At 39.1% G+C, this 20,614-nt stretch carries 21 protein-coding genes; 7 read left to right on the forward strand and 14 right to left on the reverse strand.

Annotated features, from left to right (window positions below; all coding sequences use genetic code 11):
- The first annotated feature begins 15 nt into the window (after nucleotides 1-15).
- On the forward strand, nucleotides 16-477 hold the full coding sequence (locus FZ945_RS04920; RefSeq protein WP_103558542.1) for a response regulator: 462 nt from the start codon (nucleotides 16-18) through the stop codon (nucleotides 475-477).
- 88 nt (nucleotides 478-565) lie between these two features.
- On the opposite strand, the gene FZ945_RS04925 is transcribed toward FZ945_RS04920, so the two are convergent.
- From FZ945_RS04925 to sstT, 13 genes are all read right to left on the reverse strand, one after another.
- A complete protein-coding gene (locus tag FZ945_RS04925; protein ID WP_148802938.1) occupies nucleotides 566-2,398 on the reverse strand; it encodes a peptidoglycan D,D-transpeptidase FtsI family protein in 1,833 nt (610 codons plus the stop codon).
- Nucleotides 2,399-2,406: 8 nt separating this feature from the next.
- A complete protein-coding gene (gene fliE, locus FZ945_RS04930) occupies nucleotides 2,407-2,700 on the reverse strand; it encodes a flagellar hook-basal body complex protein FliE (protein WP_002941937.1) in 294 nt (97 codons plus the stop codon).
- A complete protein-coding gene (flgC, locus tag FZ945_RS04935) occupies nucleotides 2,700-3,200 on the reverse strand; it encodes a flagellar basal body rod protein FlgC (RefSeq protein WP_148802940.1) in 501 nt (166 codons plus the stop codon). Before flgC ends, fliE begins: the two co-directional genes overlap by 1 nt.
- A gap of 8 nt (nucleotides 3,201-3,208) precedes the next feature.
- Nucleotides 3,209-3,643, reverse strand: a complete 435-nt coding sequence (gene flgB, locus FZ945_RS04940) for a flagellar basal body rod protein FlgB (RefSeq protein WP_009294075.1) — start codon at nucleotides 3,641-3,643, stop codon at nucleotides 3,209-3,211.
- Nucleotides 3,644-3,705: 62 nt separating this feature from the next.
- The gene (locus tag FZ945_RS04945; RefSeq protein ID WP_009294074.1) at nucleotides 3,706-4,302 is read right to left on the reverse strand and encodes a thioredoxin domain-containing protein; all 597 of its coding nucleotides are present in this window, start codon (nucleotides 4,300-4,302) and stop codon (nucleotides 3,706-3,708) included.
- A gap of 8 nt (nucleotides 4,303-4,310) precedes the next feature.
- A complete protein-coding gene (smpB, locus tag FZ945_RS04950) occupies nucleotides 4,311-4,763 on the reverse strand; it encodes an SsrA-binding protein SmpB (RefSeq protein WP_148803158.1) in 453 nt (150 codons plus the stop codon).
- A 14-nt stretch (nucleotides 4,764-4,777) separates the two neighbouring features.
- A complete protein-coding gene (locus tag FZ945_RS04955) occupies nucleotides 4,778-5,521 on the reverse strand; it encodes a 4-(cytidine 5'-diphospho)-2-C-methyl-D-erythritol kinase (protein ID WP_148802942.1) in 744 nt (247 codons plus the stop codon).
- On the reverse strand, nucleotides 5,518-5,748 hold the full coding sequence (gene csrA, locus FZ945_RS04960; RefSeq protein WP_002941828.1) for a carbon storage regulator CsrA: 231 nt from the start codon (nucleotides 5,746-5,748) through the stop codon (nucleotides 5,518-5,520). Before csrA ends, FZ945_RS04955 begins: the two co-directional genes overlap by 4 nt.
- The gene (gene truB, locus FZ945_RS04965; protein WP_148802944.1) at nucleotides 5,742-6,563 is read right to left on the reverse strand and encodes a tRNA pseudouridine(55) synthase TruB; all 822 of its coding nucleotides are present in this window, start codon (nucleotides 6,561-6,563) and stop codon (nucleotides 5,742-5,744) included. The genes csrA and truB overlap by 7 nt, the downstream gene beginning before the upstream one ends.
- The gene (locus FZ945_RS04970; RefSeq protein ID WP_148802946.1) at nucleotides 6,560-8,629 is read right to left on the reverse strand and encodes an ATP-dependent helicase; all 2,070 of its coding nucleotides are present in this window, start codon (nucleotides 8,627-8,629) and stop codon (nucleotides 6,560-6,562) included. The genes truB and FZ945_RS04970 overlap by 4 nt, the downstream gene beginning before the upstream one ends.
- A 51-nt stretch (nucleotides 8,630-8,680) precedes the next feature.
- Nucleotides 8,681-9,130: a hypothetical protein gene (locus FZ945_RS04975; RefSeq protein WP_148802948.1), complete on the reverse strand. Its 450-nt coding sequence runs from the start codon at nucleotides 9,128-9,130 to the stop codon at nucleotides 8,681-8,683.
- 1 nt (nucleotide 9,131) lies between these two features.
- Nucleotides 9,132-10,853: a M3 family oligoendopeptidase gene (locus FZ945_RS04980; RefSeq protein ID WP_148802950.1), complete on the reverse strand. Its 1,722-nt coding sequence runs from the start codon at nucleotides 10,851-10,853 to the stop codon at nucleotides 9,132-9,134.
- A gap of 88 nt (nucleotides 10,854-10,941) precedes the next feature.
- A complete protein-coding gene (gene sstT, locus FZ945_RS04985) occupies nucleotides 10,942-12,309 on the reverse strand; it encodes a serine/threonine transporter SstT (protein WP_410369043.1) in 1,368 nt (455 codons plus the stop codon).
- A 138-nt stretch (nucleotides 12,310-12,447) separates the two neighbouring features.
- Between sstT and metK the strand changes: the two genes are divergently transcribed.
- Nucleotides 12,448-13,653, forward strand: a complete 1,206-nt coding sequence (metK, locus tag FZ945_RS04990) for a methionine adenosyltransferase (RefSeq protein WP_021084435.1) — start codon at nucleotides 12,448-12,450, stop codon at nucleotides 13,651-13,653.
- Between the two features lie 43 nt (nucleotides 13,654-13,696).
- On the opposite strand, the gene FZ945_RS04995 is transcribed toward metK, so the two are convergent.
- Nucleotides 13,697-14,989: an apolipoprotein N-acyltransferase gene (locus FZ945_RS04995; RefSeq protein WP_187424162.1), complete on the reverse strand. Its 1,293-nt coding sequence runs from the start codon at nucleotides 14,987-14,989 to the stop codon at nucleotides 13,697-13,699.
- Here FZ945_RS04995 and yajC point away from each other — a divergent pair.
- From yajC to leuS, 5 genes are read left to right on the forward strand one after another with little or no spacing between them, the layout of a single operon-like run.
- Nucleotides 14,965-15,237 (forward strand): preprotein translocase subunit YajC, encoded by a 273-nt coding sequence (yajC, locus tag FZ945_RS05000; protein WP_002941849.1) that lies wholly within the window; start codon nucleotides 14,965-14,967, stop codon nucleotides 15,235-15,237. The genes FZ945_RS04995 and yajC overlap by 25 nt on opposite strands.
- Nucleotides 15,237-16,817 (forward strand): protein translocase subunit SecD, encoded by a 1,581-nt coding sequence (gene secD, locus FZ945_RS05005; RefSeq protein ID WP_107804870.1) that lies wholly within the window; start codon nucleotides 15,237-15,239, stop codon nucleotides 16,815-16,817. The genes yajC and secD overlap by 1 nt, the downstream gene beginning before the upstream one ends.
- Before the next feature lie 2 nt (nucleotides 16,818-16,819).
- Nucleotides 16,820-17,791 carry a protein translocase subunit SecF gene (gene secF / locus FZ945_RS05010; protein WP_021092267.1) on the forward strand — a complete coding sequence of 324 codons (972 nt, stop codon included), beginning with the start codon at nucleotides 16,820-16,822 and terminating at the stop codon, nucleotides 17,789-17,791.
- A gap of 9 nt (nucleotides 17,792-17,800) precedes the next feature.
- Nucleotides 17,801-18,139, forward strand: a complete 339-nt coding sequence (locus tag FZ945_RS05015; protein ID WP_002942000.1) for a DUF6394 family protein — start codon at nucleotides 17,801-17,803, stop codon at nucleotides 18,137-18,139.
- An 8-nt stretch (nucleotides 18,140-18,147) separates the two neighbouring features.
- The gene (gene leuS, locus FZ945_RS05020) at nucleotides 18,148-20,613 is read left to right on the forward strand and encodes a leucine--tRNA ligase (protein WP_148802954.1); all 2,466 of its coding nucleotides are present in this window, start codon (nucleotides 18,148-18,150) and stop codon (nucleotides 20,611-20,613) included.
- The last annotated feature ends 1 nt before the right edge of the window (nucleotide 20,614 follow it).

Consider the following 20,614-nt stretch of genomic DNA (forward strand, 5'->3'; position numbering starts at 1 on the left):
TTTAAAAGGAGATGTATGAAGGTTCAAAATAACGATATTATCGATTATTTGTTGCAGTCAGGCTCAGGCAAAGCTAAAGATAAAAAAAATAGTTTTGATGAAATTTTAAGTCTAACGCTTGATAAGATCACAAGCGAGGCAAAGGTTTCAGATAAGCTTGAGCAGTTTAAGAAAAGGCTTACAGAAATTGGCGCTGCTGGCTTTATAAATGAGCTAAATTCAAATAAGATAGAAGAGAAAATAGCTCAAAAAAAAGAGGAGCTAACTGAGCTTTTAAGCATAAATGATCCGACCAAAACGCAGGATCAAAAAAATGAGCTACTTAAAATAATGGATAAAATTTTAAGTGACTACCGCAAAGAGCTAAACATGGCACTTACTAGCCAAACGCTGCTTGAGAAGCAAAATAGCCTTGGCAAAAATACAAATAATTCTGTAAATTTAAGCTCTGTCTTAAATGAACTTGGACTTGCATAAATTCTGGATTTAGGCCACTTGCCTAGATCCAAATTTCTACTTTAAACTCTAAATTTGAAATTTAATATTTTTATCTTAGAAGTTAAATTTAATCTAACGCTGGTTTTTGCTTTGTTTTATCGTTTTTGAGCTTATCTTTTTTAGCTTCAAACTCAGCTATGACATTAGGATCTGGGAATAAATAGCCATCTTCAACCATTAGATCAACGGCCTTTTTAAATGTCGGCAACGCACTTTGCGCACCAAAGTAGTAGTAAGGCTTTTTAGGATCTCTTGCTAAAACACCTATGGTGTAGCTGTTGCCTCTTGTGTCGTTTACGAAGCCAAAAAACGAGCCGTTATAGGTGTTGCTATATCCGCCTTTGCCAGAAGCGATGTGTGCGGTGCCAGTTTTTCCACCTATCTCAAGACCTGGTGTAAATGCCTTTAAGCCAGTACCTTTTTCAACTGTTTTTATCAAAATTCTCTTCATTATCTTTGCGGTCTCTTGCGAGATGACCTGAGCTGGCTCTGCTTTTGGCAGATCGTAGCGCTTGCCGTTTCGCTCAAGATATGCCACCATGTGCGGCGTCACCTCGATGCCTTTGTTGTTAAAGGTGTTATAAGCTTTCAAAAGCTGCATAAATGTCGCTTGAAGGCCGTATCCGTAGCTAACTGTCGCTTTATAGGTCGATGAGTTTAGCTTTGTAACTGTTGGCATCATACCCACTTGCTCGTATGGCAGGTCGATACCAGTCTTTCTTGAAAAGCCAAAATTTAAAAGTCCCTGATAAATTTGTGGGCCATTTAGTCTATCTACTAGCTGGATCATACCGATGTTTGAGCTGTGCACGATGATGTCTTCAGCACTCATAAAAGGCTCTGGGTGGGTATCCTTGATGATCCTTTTGCCAAGCTGATATCGGCCGTTGTATGTGTTTACGAGCTCAAAAGGATTAACTTTTTTTTCTTGAAGCAGTATGGAGAAGATAAATGGCTTAAAAACTGAGCCAACCTCGTACGCATACTCGCTTGCAGTAGAATTTAGCGCGCTATAGTCTTGTTTTCTGATGTTTGAAGGATCATATCTTGAGCTAGAAGCCAGCGCTAAAATTTCACCATTTTTGCTATTCATTATGCAGATGATTAGCTCTTTTGCGTCTAAAAATTCACGTTTTTCGTCTAAAATTTGCTCTAACTTGGTCTGAAATTTTAGCGGTATAGAGAGCACTGCGTTGTAGCCATCGACCCTTGTTGCTAAATTTGAGTCGCTAGTTAGGATTATATTGTTGCCGATATCGCGTGGGCCAAGGATTTTGGCATTTTGTATCGGAGCTAGGTAGTCCTCATAGTATCTCTCAAGCCCTTTTACGCCTTTACTTTTGGTAAGTGCGTCACTTTCTGTTTTGCTCACGTAGCCAATAGCTGGTGTAAGAGCGTCTTTTGACATAAATTTGCGGTTTTGACCACTCTCCATCACGCGCATGCCTTGAAATGATGCAAGGCCAGTTTTTGGGTCAAGATATGAAATTAAGATACCCTTGCGGTTTAGCTTTCTGGAAAGCTCTTGAAGATAGGTAGCGCCCTTTGCGTCGATGCTGTAAGAGAGCGTGACAAGCCCTTTTGTGCCGTTTATGATCTTTCTTACTTTATTTGGATCGTCACCGCTGTAAAGCGAGTAGAGCTTGATAAACATCTCTTTTTTGTTTGGGTCGATGTTTCTGGTGTCAAGCATCACTTTGTAGAGTTTTTGGCTTGATGAGATGCTAAAGCCGTCTTTTGTGACGATGTTGCCGCGGATCGCGGTATTTACGTCGCTTGTTTGAAGCTTAGGAAGCTTTCGCTCGATGCTCGCTCTATAAAATATAACAAGCACAAAGATTGAAATTCCAAAAGTAATTAATAAAAAGAGTATGGTTATTTTTGATTTTCTGGAATTCATTCAATGGCTTAAATTTGCGTTCTTGAAATTTCTTTGTATGCGCTTAGCGCTTTGTTGCGAATTTCTAGCATAAGCTTCATGCTAGTCTCTGCTTTGCCTATCGCGATAGCTGCTTGGTGCAAGTCTTTTACTTCGCCAGTTGCAAGGTCTGCGATGGCTTTATCGGCGTTTATTTGAACCTTGTTTAGCTCTTTTAAAGAGTCGTTTAATGCGTTTTCAAAGCCGCCTTCTTCGCCTGCTTTTGCTATTTTGTTTGAATTTTCGTTTTTATTTAACTTATCTAAATTTATACTATTTATCATTATGCTTGTCCTGAAATAAGTGATATCGCACTTTGTGCTATTGTTTTTGCGTTTTGAAATGACGCTACATTTGCTTGATAAGCCCTTGTCGCCTCGAGTAAGTCAGCCATCTCGATGACTGGGTTTATATTTGGAAATGCGACGTAGCCATTTGCATTTGCGTCTGGGTGGCTTGGGTCGTATTTTAGCTGAAAGTCCTTGTCGTCACGCACCACTTTATCTACGATCACGCTAGTTAGGGCAGGGTGAGCGTTTTTGGGTGAGCTTGGGTCATCGAGTGGATTTTCATAATCAAGCAGACTTTGTGAGTTTTTAAGTTGATTGTTTAAAATTTTATCAAAGTTCATCTCTTTAAAAATGACCTCTTGCCTTCTGTAAGGGCCGCCCTCAGCCGTTCTTGTGGTTTGAGCGTTTGCTATGTTTGAGCTGATGACGTTCATTCTGAAGCGTTGCGCGCTTAGTCCGTATCCGCTAATATCAAAATCATTTAAGTATGACATCATCTCTCCTAGTTCTTAGCACTTGCGTCTATTACGCTTTTAAAGATATTGCCCTGAGCCTTGTAAGCGCTATCAAGGGCGTTTATCATAACTGTGTTTTTGCCCATTTCTGTTGTCTCAACATCAAGATCAACCGTGTTTGCGTCATTTCTAGCCATGTGACCATCACGCAAGAAAATTTGAGCTGTGTCGCTTTTTGGAAAATCAACCGCAGCCATGTGCGCTTCGTTTGTTTTAGCTAAATTTAGTTTTTTGCTCTCTGAAACGTTATAAATTTCATTTGCTTTTTCTCTTAAAACATCTTCAAATCTTACATCCCTAGCCTTGTAAAATGGTGTATCAACATTTGCAAGGTTGCCAGAGATGAGCTTTTGGCGTAGTTCTCTGCCTGCAAGGGCTGATTCGACTAATGGGCTAGATTTTGATCTATCTAAAACAAACATTTAAAATCCTTATAAATTTTCACATTTTTATAAGCAAATGATGTTCCAAATATAAGGCAAATTTATTTTGTTTCATAAATTTTTGCCAAATCTTCTTTCATTTTTGTGACTTTTATGCCGCCAAGATAGTATTTTACTCCGTATTGTCCGCTATCTACGTCTGTTAAAATTTGATATTCGCCGTTTTTTATCACCACCTTAAAAGGTAGTGCGATCTCATGTTTGTATTCAATATCTCTTACGATCTGCTCGGCAAGTCTATCATTTATCTTTTGATCGTTTGTTATGAAGTAGTAGGCATTAAATTTTTGCATAAATTCATGCAAAACATACTCATTTGTGACATTTTCAAAGTGGGTTAGTCCGATTAGTGTAAATTTATCTTTGTTTTCAAGCTGATATTTTGTAAGTTCAGCCGCCTCTTTTTGGCAAGGCGGGCAAAATGTGCCAAAAATGTCGATCATTAAAACCTTATTTTCATCATTTTTGATAGCAAAGCCGTGATCTTTTCTAACCAAAGTAAGCTCCTTGCCGCTTACATCTACAAGTTTGACCTCTTCATTTGGGCTAAATTCTTTAAAATTTGCATTGCTGCTCTCATCATCGCCGCAACCAAAAAAAGCAAATAAAGCGATTATTAAAACGAGTAAATTCTTCATCTTATCCCTTAAACATATCTTTTTATGGCAGCTCTTGCCTCTTTGTCTGCCTCGCGTCTTTTTAAAGTCTCGCGCTTGTCGTGTAAATTTTTACCTTTTGCAAGGGCTAGCCTTGCTTTTACGATGTTTTTATCGCTTAGATAAAGTGCTAAAACAACCAAAGTAAGCCCATCTTGTGAGACTTGACCGAAAATTTTATCGATCTGCTTTCTATGCATCAAAAGTTTTCTGGCTGCTCGCTCATTTGGACGAAATGCGCTGTGTGTGGTTTCAAGATAGCTGATATGGGCGTTTAGTAAGAAAAGCTCACCCTTTATGACGCGCACAAAGCTATCTTTTAAATTTGCTCTGCCAGCCCTTAGAGCCTTGACCTCGCTGCCTTTTAGCACGATGCCAGCCTCAAAGGTCTCAAGTATGCTAAAGTCGTACAAAGCTTTCTTGTTTTTCGCTAGATCTTTTATCAAAATTTTACCTTTTATTTTACGCTAAATACGCTACTGCCGCTGCCGCTTAGAAATTTATCCCTAAACTCATTCATCTGTGGATAGAGCTTAAAGCATGGGGCAAAAAGATCGTTTAGCTCCTCGTTTTTATAAATTTCAAGTAGCTCTTTGCTCTTTAAATTTTGCATCTTTTTTGCAGCATTAACGTCTATGTATTGTAAGAAATTGCTTCTAAATTCTTGATAAACCATCGGTGTGGAGCAAAAAACATTTGGCGTGAAGATATTTAAATTTGGCACTTCATCGTCAAATTCTTCTATGGTCTCGCCTATGCCGCTTACATTTGCTGCCTTGTAGCCACTTACAAAAAAGGCCACATCTGCGCCGATTTTGGAGGCTATTTGCATCAAATTTTCACGTTTTATATTTAAATTTAGCTCGTCATTTACCATAAGTAAAAAAGTGGCGGCGTTTGAACTGCCTCCTCCTAGACCAGCACCTATTGGGATTTGTTTGTTGATGATGATTTTGTGAGAGCTAAAAAACTCATCTAGCTCATTTGAAAAGCCAGCTCTTTTTAGCTCGTCTATCGCTTTTTGGATGATGTTATCTTTTATCTCTTTGTTGTCGCATTCGATAGCAAAAGAATTTGACCTTTCAAAATAAATTTCATCAAAAAGCTGCTCGCAAAGAACAAAACGTGACAAAATTTCGTGGTAGTTGCCTCTGGTGCCAACTACCTTCAAAAATACGTTGATCTTTGCAAAGCTTTTCATTTCTCGATTTTTTTCGCAAGCTCGTGGATATCGGCTTCGCTTGCTTTTTTAGTGGCGTGGATATTTTCGTTTTTAATATCGTTTGCCAGCTCGCTTCTTAGTATCATTGTGTTGCGCGGGGCCTCGATACCAAGCTTAACGGTGCTTTTTGAGATACTTACTACGACGACTTTTATATCGTTACCTAGTAAAATTTCTTCGTTTTCTTTTCTTGCTAAGATTAACATTTTTCTACCTTGTTTAAAGTGTAATTTATAGTATCATCCATGATTTGGATTACGCTCATAAATTTATCATAATTTAGCAAATAAATTCCTTGTGTTTGTGTTTCAAAATCGTTAATTTTTAATTTCTTGCCGTCTAGTATGTTTGCAATATCCCCAAAATACGTATTTTGCTCAATATTTAAAAAATTGCAAATATTTAAAAATTTTTCATTTTCATAGCGAAATTTACCCTCGCTTACCCTCTTTAATGAGCTTAAAGTTACATTATAACCAACTTTTTGCCCAAAAATTTCTGCATAAGAGCGGATGTAACTCCCCTCACTTACACTTAAACGAATTGTCAAAAAAGGGTGTGAGTAGTTTAAAATTTGGCTTTCATAAATTTCCATAGTTTCTGGTTTTAGCTCAAACTCTTCACCGCTTCTTGCTAGCTTGTAAGCTCTTGTGCCATTTACATGTTTGGCGCTAAATTTAGGCGGGACATAGCTTATCTTGCCTATTAGCTCGGCTCTAATGGCTTCAAGTTTTTCTAAATTTAGCTCTTTTACATTTGAAATTTCTATGATATTTTCATTATCCATGCTTGGACTGCTCGCCCCAAGCCAGATCGTCGCCTCATAGACCTTTGGGCTTTTGTCTAAAAATCTAAAAAATTTCGTATATGAGCCAAAAGCGACTATCAGACAGCCGCTCGCAAATGGATCAAGCGTGCCTGAAAATCCAGCCTTTTTAACGCCATACTTTCTCTTTAGTCGTCCTAAAAAGTGGTTTGAGCTCATGCCAGCTGGCTTATTTGCCACGAAAATGGCGTTCATACGGCCTTTTCCACGAAGCTTGACATGATCTCTCTTACATTGCCACCAAAATTTATAGTAAGTTTAAACTCTTTTTTGATCTTGCTAACTGCACTCACCCTGCCGATACCAAAAATTTTATGTTTAACAAGGTCGCCTTTTTTAAATTCATTGCTCTGTTCGATAACCAGCGAGCCATGCGTGATACCGCTCTCGCTTAAAAATCTACTCTTATTTAACCTCGTACGCTGACCTTTGTAAAAGCGCGAATTTGCAAAGCTTAGGCTAAGTGTCCTCTTAGCTCTTGTTATCGCCACGTAAGCGAGCCTACGCTCCTCCTCGATGTCGCTACCGTCGCCAATGAGCGGGAAAAATCCCTCTTCAAGGCCGATCACAAAAAGGTGCTCAAACTCAAGCCCCTTGCTCGCATGCACGCTCATGATGCTAATAGCCTCGTCGCTAATGCCGTCTTGCTCGCTTGTTAGCGTGATCTCGTTTAAAAACTCTTCTAGATCAAAGCTTGGATTTTGCTTGATCTGATCTTTTAAAACAGCGTAAAACTCGTCGATGTTCGCCGCTCTTTCAGCACCATCTGGCAAGCTCTCGTAGTATTTTTTCACGCCAAATTTAGCTTCAAATTTATCTATGAGGTCAAAAACTGAGCTACTTTCTTGAAGCTCTTTTAGGTTGTTTGCAAACTCAAGAAGGGCTGATTTTACCTTTTTACTAAAGGCTTCATCGTTATCAGAGATGTTTGAGATCGCCTCGAAAATTGAAATTTTACCCTCAAAGGCCATTTTCTCAAGCTTATCAAGGCTTACTTTGCCTAGTCCTCGCTTTGGGCGGTTGATGATGCGTCTTATTGAAAAATCATCATTTGGATTATTTATAAGTCTTAGGTAGCTTATGATATCTTTGATCTCGGCTCTTTCGTAAAATTTAACTCCGCCTACCATTTTATAGGCGATCTGCTCTTTGTTTAGCCCATCTTCAAGCGAGCGCGAGAGAGCGTTTATGCGGTATAAGATAGCGATATCTTTTGCCTGCACGCCTTTGCTTAAAAGCTCTTTTATATTTTTTGCGATCTTACCAGCCTCGACGCTCTCATCAAAGCTTTCTATCAAATTTACAGCCTCGCCTTCGCCCTTTGTGCCTACAAGCTTCTTGCCAAGACGGTTGCGGTTATGATCTATCAGTTCGTTTGCAGCCTTTAGTATCGCCTCGCTTGAGCGGTAGTTTTTCTCAAGTCTGATGATCTTTACGTTGCTAAACTGATCTTTGAAATTTAAGATATTGTCTATCTTTGCACCGCGCCAGCCATAAATACTCTGGTCATCATCACCCACCACGCAGATGTTTTCGTGGCATAGACAGAGTTTTTTTAGCAGTCTATACTGAAGGTCGTTTGTGTCTTGATACTCATCGACCATTATGTATTTGTAGCGGTTTGAAATTTCTTTAGCAAGATCTTCGTTTTCGTCTAAAATTTTATATGTAAGCCCCAGTAGATCGTCAAAATCAACAAGGTTGTTTACCTTTAAATAGTCTTCATATTTTTCATAAATTTGCGCTGCTTGCTTATAAAAGTTGTCCTTGCTCTTGTCAAATGAGGAGAAATTTGCGTTTTTATAAACCTCTTCGACGCTTAAAAGTGAGTTTTTATAGTTTGAAATTTCACTTGATAAAATCGCCGTGGCAACTGGACTTTCAAAACTTTTGATGATGCGCTTTTTGTCGTCTGTGTCGATTATGACGAAGTTGTTTTTTCTGCCAAGCTTTTCTATGTAGAGCTTTAAAAATAAAAGTCCAAATTTGTGAAATGTGCAAAGAAGCGGCGAGTAGTTTTTGCCGCTTTGGCTTAGCATCGCCATGGCTCTGCTGCGCATCTCGTTGGCGGCTTTGTTTGTAAAAGTAAGAGTTAGCGTGTTTGCAGCGTCTATGCCGACCTCGCCGATGAGATAGGCAAGCCTAGTCGTGATAGTCTTTGTCTTGCCACTGCCAGCACCTGCTAGTATGAGCATCGCACCATCTATGTGGGTGGCTGCTTCGCGCTGGGCTTCGTTTAAATTTGATAGTAAATTTTCCATTTTTCGCTTTTTAAATTTTCTTTTGATTTTAGCCAAAAATGCTTAAAATTACTATCTTTTCTTAAATATATCTTTATTTTTTGGGTTTTGTAAAAAGACTGAGGCTGATTTTTTAGCGTGATCGACTTGTTTTTCTTTTGGCTTGTGGATAGAGAAATTTACAAGGATCGGGCTATTTTCAACCAAAATTTGAACTACTGCGCCAAGTGGAAATGATACCACTGAGGCAAAATTTTCACTGCCAAAGCCAGCCTCAAAGCTAAGCTCATCTTGCGTTAGCCTCGCACTTTCAAGCGTGTAGCCACCAAGTGAGAACATAATGACTGGCATGCTAAAGCTCCTACTTATCTCATCTGGCAAGCTAGGCTCAAAGCTAACTAGTGGTAAATTTGCCATAACTGAGAAATTTAGCCCCTTTTCAAGTAAAAAATCAATGCACTCATAGACGTGCATATTCATCAAAAGTGCAAATTTCTCATCGTCTAAAATTTCGTCTAACATCTTAATCCTTTGAAATTTCTAAAAACTCATCTACTAGTTTTTTGACCTCGTTTATGCCTATCTGCCAGAAATTTTTATCATCTATGTCAAAGCCAAATTTACCAACAAGCTCCCTTGGGCTGAGGCTCCCACCAAGGCTCAAAAACTCGGTGTAAATTTCGACAAAATTTTTACATTTGCCGCTTTTATAAAGCCCAAAAAGTGCAAGCACAAGAAGCTGCGCGTAAGAGTAGGCGTAGCAGTAAAATGGCGTGTGGATGAAGTGCGGGATGTAGCTCCACCAAATTTTGTAGTAGTCATTTAGCGTGACACTTTTGCCAAACATCTTTTTGCTCTCTCTTAGCCAAATTTTATTTAGCTCATCTAGACTGATCTCGCCTTCATGTGCGTGCACAGCTCGCTCAAATGTGGTGAAATTTATCTGGCGGTAAAGCGTGGCAAATATATCCTCGATCTTGCCAGCAAGCAGCGAAATTTTCTCTTTTTTGCTAAGGTTTTCTTTTACGTGGTCAAAAACTAGCATCTCGCAAAAGACTGAAGCCGTCTCAGCCGTGGTTAGCGGAGTGTCTGAGTTTAGGTAGCTTACGCTATATGATAGCTTTTGATGCACGGCATGGCCAAGCTCATGAGCCAGTGTAAAAAAGTCTCTTCGCTGATTTGTGTGATTTAGCAAAACATAAGGGTGCGTGTCGCTTGATCCAGAGTGAGAAAACGCGCCACCTCGCTTGTTTGGCGCTGGATAAACGTCGATCCAGCCGTCACTAAAGGCGCTTTTGGCTATATCTCCAAATTTAGGTGAAAATGTCCCAAACGCCTTTAAAACTATCTTTTTACACTCATCAAATTTATACTCACCTTCGCTGCTAAGAGGTGCGTATCTATCGTAGTCATAAAGCTTTTTAAGGCCTAAAATTTCTCTTTTGCGCTCGTAAAATTTAGAAACTAAATCAAAATTTTTCTCAGTTACGGCAATTAGCGAATCAACGCTTTTTTTACTGATTTGATTTTCAAGGTGTCGTGGCTCTTCAGGAAGCTTGAAATTTCGCAGCTCGCAGCTCGTTTTTAGATCGGTTTTTATCATATTATATATATAGCCAAGGAGGTGCTGGTGCTTGCTAAGCTCGTTTGAAAGGCTTTTGGCGGCTAGTTTTCGCACGCTTTGGTCGCTCTCATGAAGCTTGGCTAAAATCTCTTCTTCGTTTAAAAGCTCGCCTTTAAATTTAAACCTCATCTTGCTCATGCTCTCATCAAAAAGCCTTGAAAAGCCCTCAGCTCCGGTGCTTGCCGTGCGAAGCAAGACTCTCTCTTCGGCAACGCTTAGCTGGTGCGGTTTTGCTTTGGCGAGGTTGCTTAGATAGTAGCCATATTTTTTAGAGCTTTTTATGATCTCTTCTTGCTTTTTAGGTCTAAACTCATTAAATTTGATCTCAAAAAATATCAAATTTTCATTTGCTTTTGTCGCTATCTCATCGATCTTTGCGTAGAATGCGCCCTTGCTTGTATCTTTGGCAAAATTTAAAAAAGCGTAAGTCATTACTTTTGAAATTTTAGCTATCAAATTTTCATATTCGCCAAATGCTTTTAAAAACTCGTCTGTTTTTAATTTTTCATAAATTTCTAGGTATTTATCTTTAAATTTCTCGCACTCTTTTTGTAAATTTAGTGCGTTTTGCTCGCACTCTTTTTCGTTTGCAAAAAGTGCTTTTAGATCCCAAATTTGCATATTTATCCTTTAAATTTTTGGGACATTTTACAAAAAAATGGATAAAAGTAAAATTTCAGCCAAAATTTAGCTGAAATTTTACTGAGGATTATTCTGAAGTCTCTGAGGCTACGGCTGTAAAAAGCACGTCTGATGAGCTATTTAGCGCGGTTTCAACTGAGTCTTGGATAACACCTATCGTAAAGCCAACTGTGACAAACTGCATAGCGATGTCATTGCCAATGCCAAAAAGTCCGCACGCTAATGGCACTAGAAGAAGTGAGCCACCAGCGACGCCAGATGCGCCGCATGCGCCAAGGGCTGAGATGAAGCAAAGAAGAAGCGCATCGCCAAATGTAACTGTGATAGATGGGATAGAATTTACCGCAGTAAGCGCTAGGATGCTAATAGTAACTGCTGCACCACCCATGTTTATGGTGGCTCCTAGTGGGATAGAGATCGAGTAGAGCTCCTCTTTTAGTCCAAGCTTTTTGCAAAGCGCCATATTTACAGGGATGTTTGCAGCTGAGCTTCTTGTAAAAAACGCTGAGATCGCGCTCTCTTTTAAACAGATCATCACAAGTGGATAAGGATTTTTCTTTGTTAGTGCAAAAACCATCGCTGGATAGACGATAAATGCCACTACAAGCATCGCTCCAACAAGAACTAAGATCAGTTTTAGATATCCTGCAAGTGCCTCAAATCCAGTGTCATGAATGCTGATAGCAACCATACCAAAGATACCAAACGGAGCTAGTCTGATGATAAATTTAACGATATGAGTTACGCCGTCGCTTATATCTTTAAATACTTTTTTGGTTTCAGCTGTGGCATATCTCATAGCGATACCACCACCTATAGCCCATGTGATAATGCCTATGTAGTTACCATTTGCTAGGGCAGTTATTGGGTTTTCAACCATTTTATAAATAAGATCTTTTAATACGTTTGTGATGCCTTGTGGGGCAGACATATCAGCACTTTGCAGACCTTTTAGCGGTATCTCGATAGGAAATAAAAAGCTTGCAATGACTGCCACAACAGCTGCTAAAAAGGTGCCAACAAGGTAGAGCGTGACGATCTTTTGCATGCCTTTTGTATGACCAAAATCTTTTAAAATGATAGAGGTTGCAACTAAAACAAATACAAGAATAGGCGCGATCGCTTTTAGAGCGCCTTTAAATAAATCTCCTAAAACTGAAGCCGAAGCAGCGATAGAATCGGCCGAACTAGCCTTTTCTTTAGCCTCATCAAGCTGTTTTGCTTCATCTTGGCTAAGACGAGTTTTTATAACTTCATCTACGCTTAAGCCACTCTCTTTTTGGATGGTTTGAATTTTAGCTGAGATTTGGTTGTAAGGGGCTGCTTGATAATGTGTGTAAAAGCCAACTAGGGCACCTAGGACGATACCAACTAAAATTTGAACGATCAAATTTCCGTCGGCGTATCTTCTTGCAATGTTTTTAAACATATTCATTTGACACCTTAATAAATTAGTTTTTTGTTGATTCTAGCTAAATGATTTTTAAATATAAAGAAATTTAAAAAGATTAATTGGCTTTTTATATAGATTTGTTACAATTGCACGAAAATTTAACCAAGGAAAAGGACTAAAATGTATCTATTTACTTCTGAAGTTGTAAGTCCAGGTCATCCAGACAAATGCGCTGATATCATCGCTGATAGCATTGTTGATACTATCTTAACGCAAGATCCAAATGGACGCGTCGCAAGCGAAGTTTTTGTCGCTGGAAAAAACATAGTAATAGGCGGAGAGATAAACTCAAAGGTAAAACTCTCTTATAAAGACTACGAAAAGATCGTAAAAGACGCTCTTGCGCATATTGGATATGACGGAAAGAGCAACTTTACAAAAGAGCAGTGCTTGCACCCAGATGATATCGAGGTCAAAGTCTGCTTAAATCAACAAAGCCCAGATATAAATCAAGGCGTTGATCAAAGTGATGGCGAGATCGGAGCAGGTGATCAAGGCATCATGTTTGGCTTTGCAAGCTGCGAAGCGAAAGAATTTATGCCAGCAGCTATAACTTATGCAAGAATGCTTTGTGAAAAAGTATATAAATTTGCCAAAGCAAACCCTGATAAACTTGGCGTTGATATAAAAACTCAAGTTACGATTGATTACGGTAGCAAAGATAACTTTGAAAACTGCAAGCCTCAAAGCATCCACACTATCGTCGTCTCTGCACCTTGCGTAGAGAGCATGAAGATAGAAGAGCTTCGCGCACTAATTCAAAATTTAATAGACGAAACCGGACTTCCAAAAGAGCTATATAATAAAGAAAAAACGATCATTTATATAAATCCAACAGGCAGATATGTAAATCACAGCTCGCTTCACGATAGCGGCCTAACAGGCAGAAAACTAATAGTTGATAGCTTTGGTGGATATAGCCCGATAGGCGGTGGCGCTCAGTCAAGTAAGGACTACACAAAGGTTGATCGTAGCGGACTTTACGCAGCGCGCTGGATAGCTAAAAATATCGTAGCAGCTGGCCTTGCTAAAAAATGTATCGTTCAGATAAGCTACGCAATAGGCGTTGCAAAGCCAACTTCAGTTAGCGTTGATACTATGGGAACTCACGCAAACGGCGTAAATGATGACATGCTTTCAAATTTTGTAAGCGAGCATTTTTCTCTAACACCTCGCTGGATAACAAATAAATTTGGTCTTGATAAACCAAGCAAAGAGACATTTTTATATGCAAAAGTAGCTGCAAAAGGTCAAGTGGGAAATGCAAAATATCCTTGGGAAAAGCTTGATGCGGTTGATACCTTTAAGGCTTTATTAAAAAAATAATCAAAAAAGTGGCTTTATCTAAAAAAGCCACTTTAAATTTCTTTTAAAACTCATCCCAAAATGCTTTTTTGGGCTTTATGATCTCGCTTTTTGAACCATTTACGCTATGATAGACCGCTTTATTATATTTTGTAGCAAGATGTTTTATTAGCACTCTTTGAAGCACAGGTTCGCTACTTGGCACAAACCAGCCGTTGTTTGTGATGGCCACAACAACGTCAAATTCGCCTTTATAGAGCTCCTCTCTTGTCGCTTCATAGCAGATAGCGTTTCTGATTTTAACTCCGTCTATCTCATAGTCGCTAAAATTTTCAGCCTTCTTAAAGTCGCTAGCTCCGCCAAAAAATAGCTTATTTACCGCATCTTGCATAAATTTTGGCAAAGGAATTTCTTCTCCAAATGGCACTAAAAATTTCTTATCCATTCGCCTAAGAGTGCCATCTTGAAACAAAAATGCAGAGTTATAAATTTGCTTATTTTCATAGGCAAGTGCGCCAGCTACGATGGTTATCTTTTTTGAAAGCTCTTTTAGCTCATCAACAAGCAGTGGTTCATTTGTCATAAATAGTGGAAACGCACTCTCGGGCAGCACGATGAGGCGTTTTTGCTCAGCTATGGCGCTGCTTATCAAGTCTAAATTTTCATTTGTAAATTTCATGCGCAAGCTTTTATCCCAGCGCACTCTTTGAGCGACATCGGTGTTTATTAGTTCCACGTCAAATGGCAGAGTCTTTGCCTCGCTACTTTTAAACTGCAAAGCGGCGATCAGACAGATAAAAGCTAGGATAAATTTTAAAAATTTATTATTTAGACTCAAAGAAATGGCTGTTAAAAATATAAATATAAGCCCTCTAGTATTTGGCTCAAAAGCGCCTAAAACAAGCGTTGCTTCAAGGTTAAACCAGTTAAAGCCAAATGGATGCACGTAGCTTATTAAAAATAACAAAACGGCTCTTAGTGCTATAAAGCTTGGAAAAGAGGCTATCCAAAATAAAAGTCCATAAACAATGGCTACAAAGAGGATGACAAATGGTATAAGCCAGACAAGCTCGTAGTAGATAAAGCTAAAGCCGATCCAGTAAAACCACAAAATTCCAGTGAAAAAGCCAGCCGCAAAAAAGCCAGCTCTACTTAAATTTATGATGATGTAAATTCCAGCTAGCGTGAGAAAAGGTGAGATGAAATTTAAAATTTGATTTTCTGCCATAGCTAAAAAAATGAAATTAGAAAGCAAAAAAGCACCGACAAAGGCTTTTATTATAATTTTAGTGCTAAAATGTCCGTTTAAAAATCTTACAAATAAGGAAATCCATGCAAAACGCTGATTTTTTAACATCATTACTACCTCTTGTTGTGCTTTTCGCCATATTTTACTTTTTGGTTATCAGACCTCAACAAAAACAACAAAAAGCCCACGCAGCAATGCTTGCAGCTCTTGACAAAGGCGATAAGATAGTAACTAATGGCGGACTTATATGCGAAGTGATTAAAGCCGAAAATGATTTTATCAAAGTTAAACTTAACGATGATGTAATCGTTCGTATAGCACGCGAGTTTGTAGCTAAAAAGATCGAAGATAAATAATGCGTAACGCAAGAGTTACATATAGGCTGATTATCTTAATATTAGCCTTGATTTTTGGTTTTGGCTTTTCGGTGCCATCTTTTTTTCAGACTCAAAGTGGAGCTAAAATTTCATTAGGACTTGACCTTCAAGGCGGTCTTCATATGCTTCTTGGTGTTGAAACTAACGAAGCCATCCACTCTAAGATCAAGTCAATCGCTGGAAGCATAAATTATTATGCTAAAAAAGAAGATGTGCTTATTGATAAATTTAAGATAAAAGAAGATAGTGTTGATTTTGCGCTGCTTGATAGTGACGAGGCTCCAAAAGTTGATAAGGCACTTGCTGAGATAAAAGGGCTTGATATCAAAAAAGATGGTCTAAACTATCACATCACTCTAACAGAGCAAGAGAGGATTGATACGATCGAGTATGCGATCTCTCAAGCTGTTGAGACCATTAGAAACAGACTTGATCAGTTTGGTCTAGCTGAGCCAACAGTCGCTAGACAGGGTAAAGACAATATCCTAGTCGAACTTCCTGGCATAAAGACTGAAGAAGATGAGCAAAGAGCGAGAGATCTTATTGCAAAGGCTGCTCACTTGCAGCTTATGGCAGTTGATGACAAAAGACAAGATCAGGCAAATACCATGAGCGAGGCTGAGGCCGAAAGCTATGGTGATGTAATCTTTAAAGATGCTAAAAATGACCGCGTAAAATATGTCGTTAAAAATATCCCAGTGCTTGATGGCTCTATGCTAACTGATGCAAAGGTCGCATTCTCTCAGCAAAACAACCTACCGATCATAAATTTTACACTAAATTCAGAAGGCGCTAGAATTTTTGGTGATTTTACTGGAGCAAATGTGGGTAAAAGGCTTGCTATCGTGCTTGACGGCAAGGTCTATTCAGCTCCAGTTATAAACGAAAGAATAGGTGGCGGCAGCGGCCAGATCAGCGGTGGTTTTACCCTTGATGAAGCTCACGACGTAGCGATCGCGCTTAGAAGTGGTGCACTTTTGGCACCTGTGAAGATGCTAGAAAAAAGAAGCGTTGGCCCATCTTTAGGCCAAGAGAGCATCAATCAAAGCATGGTTGCTCTTGCTGCTGGATCTATTTTAGTCGTGCTATTTATGCTAGTTTATTATGGAATTTCTGGAGTTTTTGCAAATATCGCACTAGTTGCAGACGTCGTTATATTAGTCGCTGTCATGGCGCTTTTTGGAGCGACGCTTACTCTGCCAGGTATGGCTGGTATCGTGCTAACTATCGGTATGGCTGTTGATGCAAACGTCATCATAAATGAGCGTATCCGCGAGCTTTTGCGTGAAGGTGTGGCGATAAGAACAGCTGTTCAAAAGGGATATGAGCACGCTATGAGTGCGATCATCGACTCAAACTTGACTACTATCATCACAGTTGCTGTGCTTTATGCTTATGGCACTGGTCCAGTTAAGGGCTTTGCTGTGACAATGGCGATAGGTATCATGGCTTCGATGCTAACGGCCATTTTAGGCACACATGGCATGTTTGATGCGGTTATGGATAAGATAGAAAAAAGCGGAAATACCAGACTTTGGTTTGGTTATAAAAGGAGCTAGAGATGCAAATTTTTACTAAGGCAAAAGTTTATGATTTTATGCGGTTTAGATTTGCTTCATTAGCACTTTCTATATTTTTATTTGTTGGCTCGATCTTTTTGCTTGCAACAAAGGGCCTAAACTACGGCATTGACTTCTCTGGTGGTACGCTTATACAGCTAAAATACGACACCAAAGCGCCACTTGATAAAATCCGCGACGCTTTTGGCACAAATGAAGTGCTTAAAAACGCCTCTGTTACTGAGTTTGGAAGCGAAGATGAGGCTGTTATTAGATTTTCAGGATCAAGCTCAAATTTAACTGGTGACATCGGTACTGAGATAAAGCAAATTTTAAAAGATACTGGAAATTTTGAAGTAAGACGTGTTGATATCGTTGGTCCAAAGGTTGGTGACGAGCTTAGACAAAAGGGCTTGATGGCTCTTGGAATTTCACTAATTGGCGTGCTTCTTTATATCACATTTAGATTTGAGTGGAGATTTGCGCTAGCTGCGATCGCAACTGAAATTCACGATATCGTTATAACTGTTGGTGCTATCTCGCTATTTGATATCGATGTAAATTTAGACACTCTAGCGGCTGTATTAACAGTGCTTGGCTACTCGCTAAACGATACGATCATCATTTTTGACAGGATAAGAGAAGGTATAAAAGAGAGTAAGAGAACTGATATCGAGGGCGTTATCAACGAGTCAGTATCTGCCACACTTTCAAGAACCATTCTAACTTCAGCCACTACGATGATGACTGTTGTTGTGTTATTTTTATTCGGTGGAGATATGATACATGGATTTTCATTTATCCTTATCGTTGGTATCGTTATAGGAACGATCAGCTCGATCTACATCTCTTCGCCATTTCTTATCTGGTTTAAATTTAGCATCGAGCATTTTAGAGCTAGAGAGGCTGAGAAGCAAAGGATCAAAAAAGAGCGTGATAAAGAGCGTGCCATGTTTGAAAAAGGCGTTGTGTAAGGAGGGGTAATGAACTGGGGAAAAGTTATCTACATATTTTTTGCGCTGATGAGTCTTACGACTACGGCGGAGTTTTTATATGATAAAAACGAGATCGCCCTTTTTGTGGCAGCTAGTATAAATTTGGTTTCAACTTTACTTAAGATCGGTGTTAAAAATTTACTATCAGCTGAGCTTTTTGCTAGCTCGCTGGTTGCTGATTTGCACCTTATACCAGCTTTTGTTATTTTGCAAGTCTCTGAAAATGCAACGCTTAGTTACTCTTTAGCTATTGGCGCAGTCATTGCAAATATATTTTCACTGGCCTTGGTACTAATAGAATCAAGCAAATCACAAGAAGAATTTTAGGAGAAAAAATGGCTGAGAAGAGAAAATATGAGCCTTTAAAGATAGAAAAAAAGTGGCAAGAAATTTGGGATAAAAATGAAGAATTTGAACCAAAAGATGATCTAAGCTTGCCAAAAAAATATATCCTAAGTATGTTTCCATACCCAAGCGGACGCATACACATGGGGCATGTAAGAAACTACTCTATCGGCGATGCGCTGGCTAGATCATATAGAAAAAGCGGCTACAATGTGCTTCATCCTATCGGCTTTGATAGCTTTGGTATGCCAGCTGAAAATGCAGCCATAAAACATAAAATTCACCCTAAAATTTGGACTTACGAAAACATCGACTATATGAAAAAGGAGCTTGCAAGCCTTGGCTTTTCATTTTCTAAAAAGAGAATTTTAGCTACATCTGACCCGCTTTACACAAAGTGGGAGCAAAGCTTTTTTATAAAGATGTTTGAAAAAGGGCTTGTTTATAGAAAAAATGCCATCGTAAATTGGTGTGAGTACGATCAAACCGTGCTTGCAAACGAGCAGGTTGAAGACGGCAAATGCTGGAGATGCGGTAATGATGTTGTGCAAAAAGAGCTTCCAGGATATTACTTCAACATCACAAAATACGCTAGCGAGCTACTTGAAGATCTAAAACTTCTTGAAGGTAAGTGGCCAAATCAAGTCATCACAATGCAAGAAAACTGGATCGGCAGAAGCTACGGCTTGGAGTTTAAATTTAGCCTTGATGAGGCTTCAAAAGAGACTTTAGGTGGTAAATTTGACGGCTTTGAGGTATTTACAACAAGACCTGATACGATTTATGGCGTTAGCTACACAGCCCTTGCGCCAGAGCATCCTATCGTAAAAGCGCTTCTTGAAAGTGATAAATTTGATGAAAGCAAGAAGGCAAAGATAAAAGCAATACTTAATCAAAGCCCAAGAGAGCGTCAAGCAAGCGATAAAGATGGAGAATTTTTAGGAATTTACGTCGTTCATCCACTCACAAATGAAAAGGTCCCAGTTTGGGTTGCAAATTTCATACTAGCTGACTATGGCAGTGGCGCTATCATGGCTGTTCCTGCTCATGATCAAAGAGACTTCGAGTTTGCAAGCAAATTTAATCTACCTATAAAACCAGTCGTAAAGCCGCTTGAGGGTGAGAGTGATGACTCTAAGGCGTATTCAGAATACGGAGTTGCTATAAATTCTGAGCTGATAAACGGACTTAGCTCAGAGGATGCCAAAAGCTTTATAATAGAGAAATTTGAAAAAGATGGCCTTGGTAAAAGGATCACAAACTACAAACTAAGAGACTGGGGAATCTCCCGCCAAAGATACTGGGGTGCTCCGATACCAGTCGTGCACTGCAAATGCTGCGGCGTAGTGCCAGAAAAAGAGGAAAATTTACCTATCGCGCTACCTGAAGATGTCGAGATCACAGGCGAGGGCAATCCTTTGGATAAACATCCAACTTGGAAATTTACAAAGTGTCCAAAATGCGGCCAAGACGCGATTAGAGAGACCGATACGATGGATACATTTGTAGAGAGTAGCTGGTATTTTGCTAGATTTGCAAGTGATGAGAAGAGTTGGGGGCAAAAAGCACTTGATGAAAAGAGTGTGAATTATTGGATGAATGTAGATCAGTACATCGGCGGTATCGAGCATGCGATCTTGCACCTTTTATACGCTAGATTTTTCCAAAAGGTCTTAAGAGACCTTGGCTATTTAAGAGATGATGAGCCATTTGAAAATTTGCTAACTCAAGGCATGGTCTTAAAAGATGGCAAAAAGATGAGTAAAAGCAAGGGCAATGTCGTAGACCCTGATGATATCATAAATAGATACGGCGCCGATACAGCAAGGCTTTTTATCCTTTTTGCTGCTCCTCCTCAAAAAGAGCTTGAGTGGAACGACAGCGCAGTTGAGGGTGCGTTTAGGTTTTTAAATAGGCTTTGGGAGAAGGCACAAACTATTAAAAAGATAGATAAACTACCTGAGATAGATCACGAAAGTCTAAATAAAGATGAGAAATTTGCAAGGCTTAAAATTTATGAAGCACTTAAAAAATCAACTGAGGTTTTTGGCGATACGTTTGCTTTTAACACTTTAATCGCTGCTTGCATGGAGGCACTAAACGCTATAAATGCGCAGGATAATGAGGACGTAAATGCTGAGGGCTTTTTCATCATCTTAAATTTACTAGAACCTATCGTGCCGCATATCGCAAATGAGCTTAGCGAAGAGCTTTTTGGCAGAAAAAATTTCACAAAGATAGCTGTAAAAGAAGAGGTCTTTGTAAAAGATAGCATCGCTCTTGCAGTTACAGTAAATGGCAAGAAAAGGGCTGAGTTTGAAGTAGCAGCAAGCGAAAGTGAGAGTGAAATTTTAAAACAAGCTAAGCAAAACGTGGCTAAATGGCTTGAAGGAAAAGAAATTTTAAAAGAGATTTATATAAAAGGCAAATTAGTAAATTTTGTCATTAAAGGATAAA

This window comes from Campylobacter concisus (assembly GCF_902460535.1).
Taxonomy (GTDB): Bacteria; Campylobacterota; Campylobacteria; order Campylobacterales; family Campylobacteraceae; genus Campylobacter_A; species Campylobacter_A concisus_AS.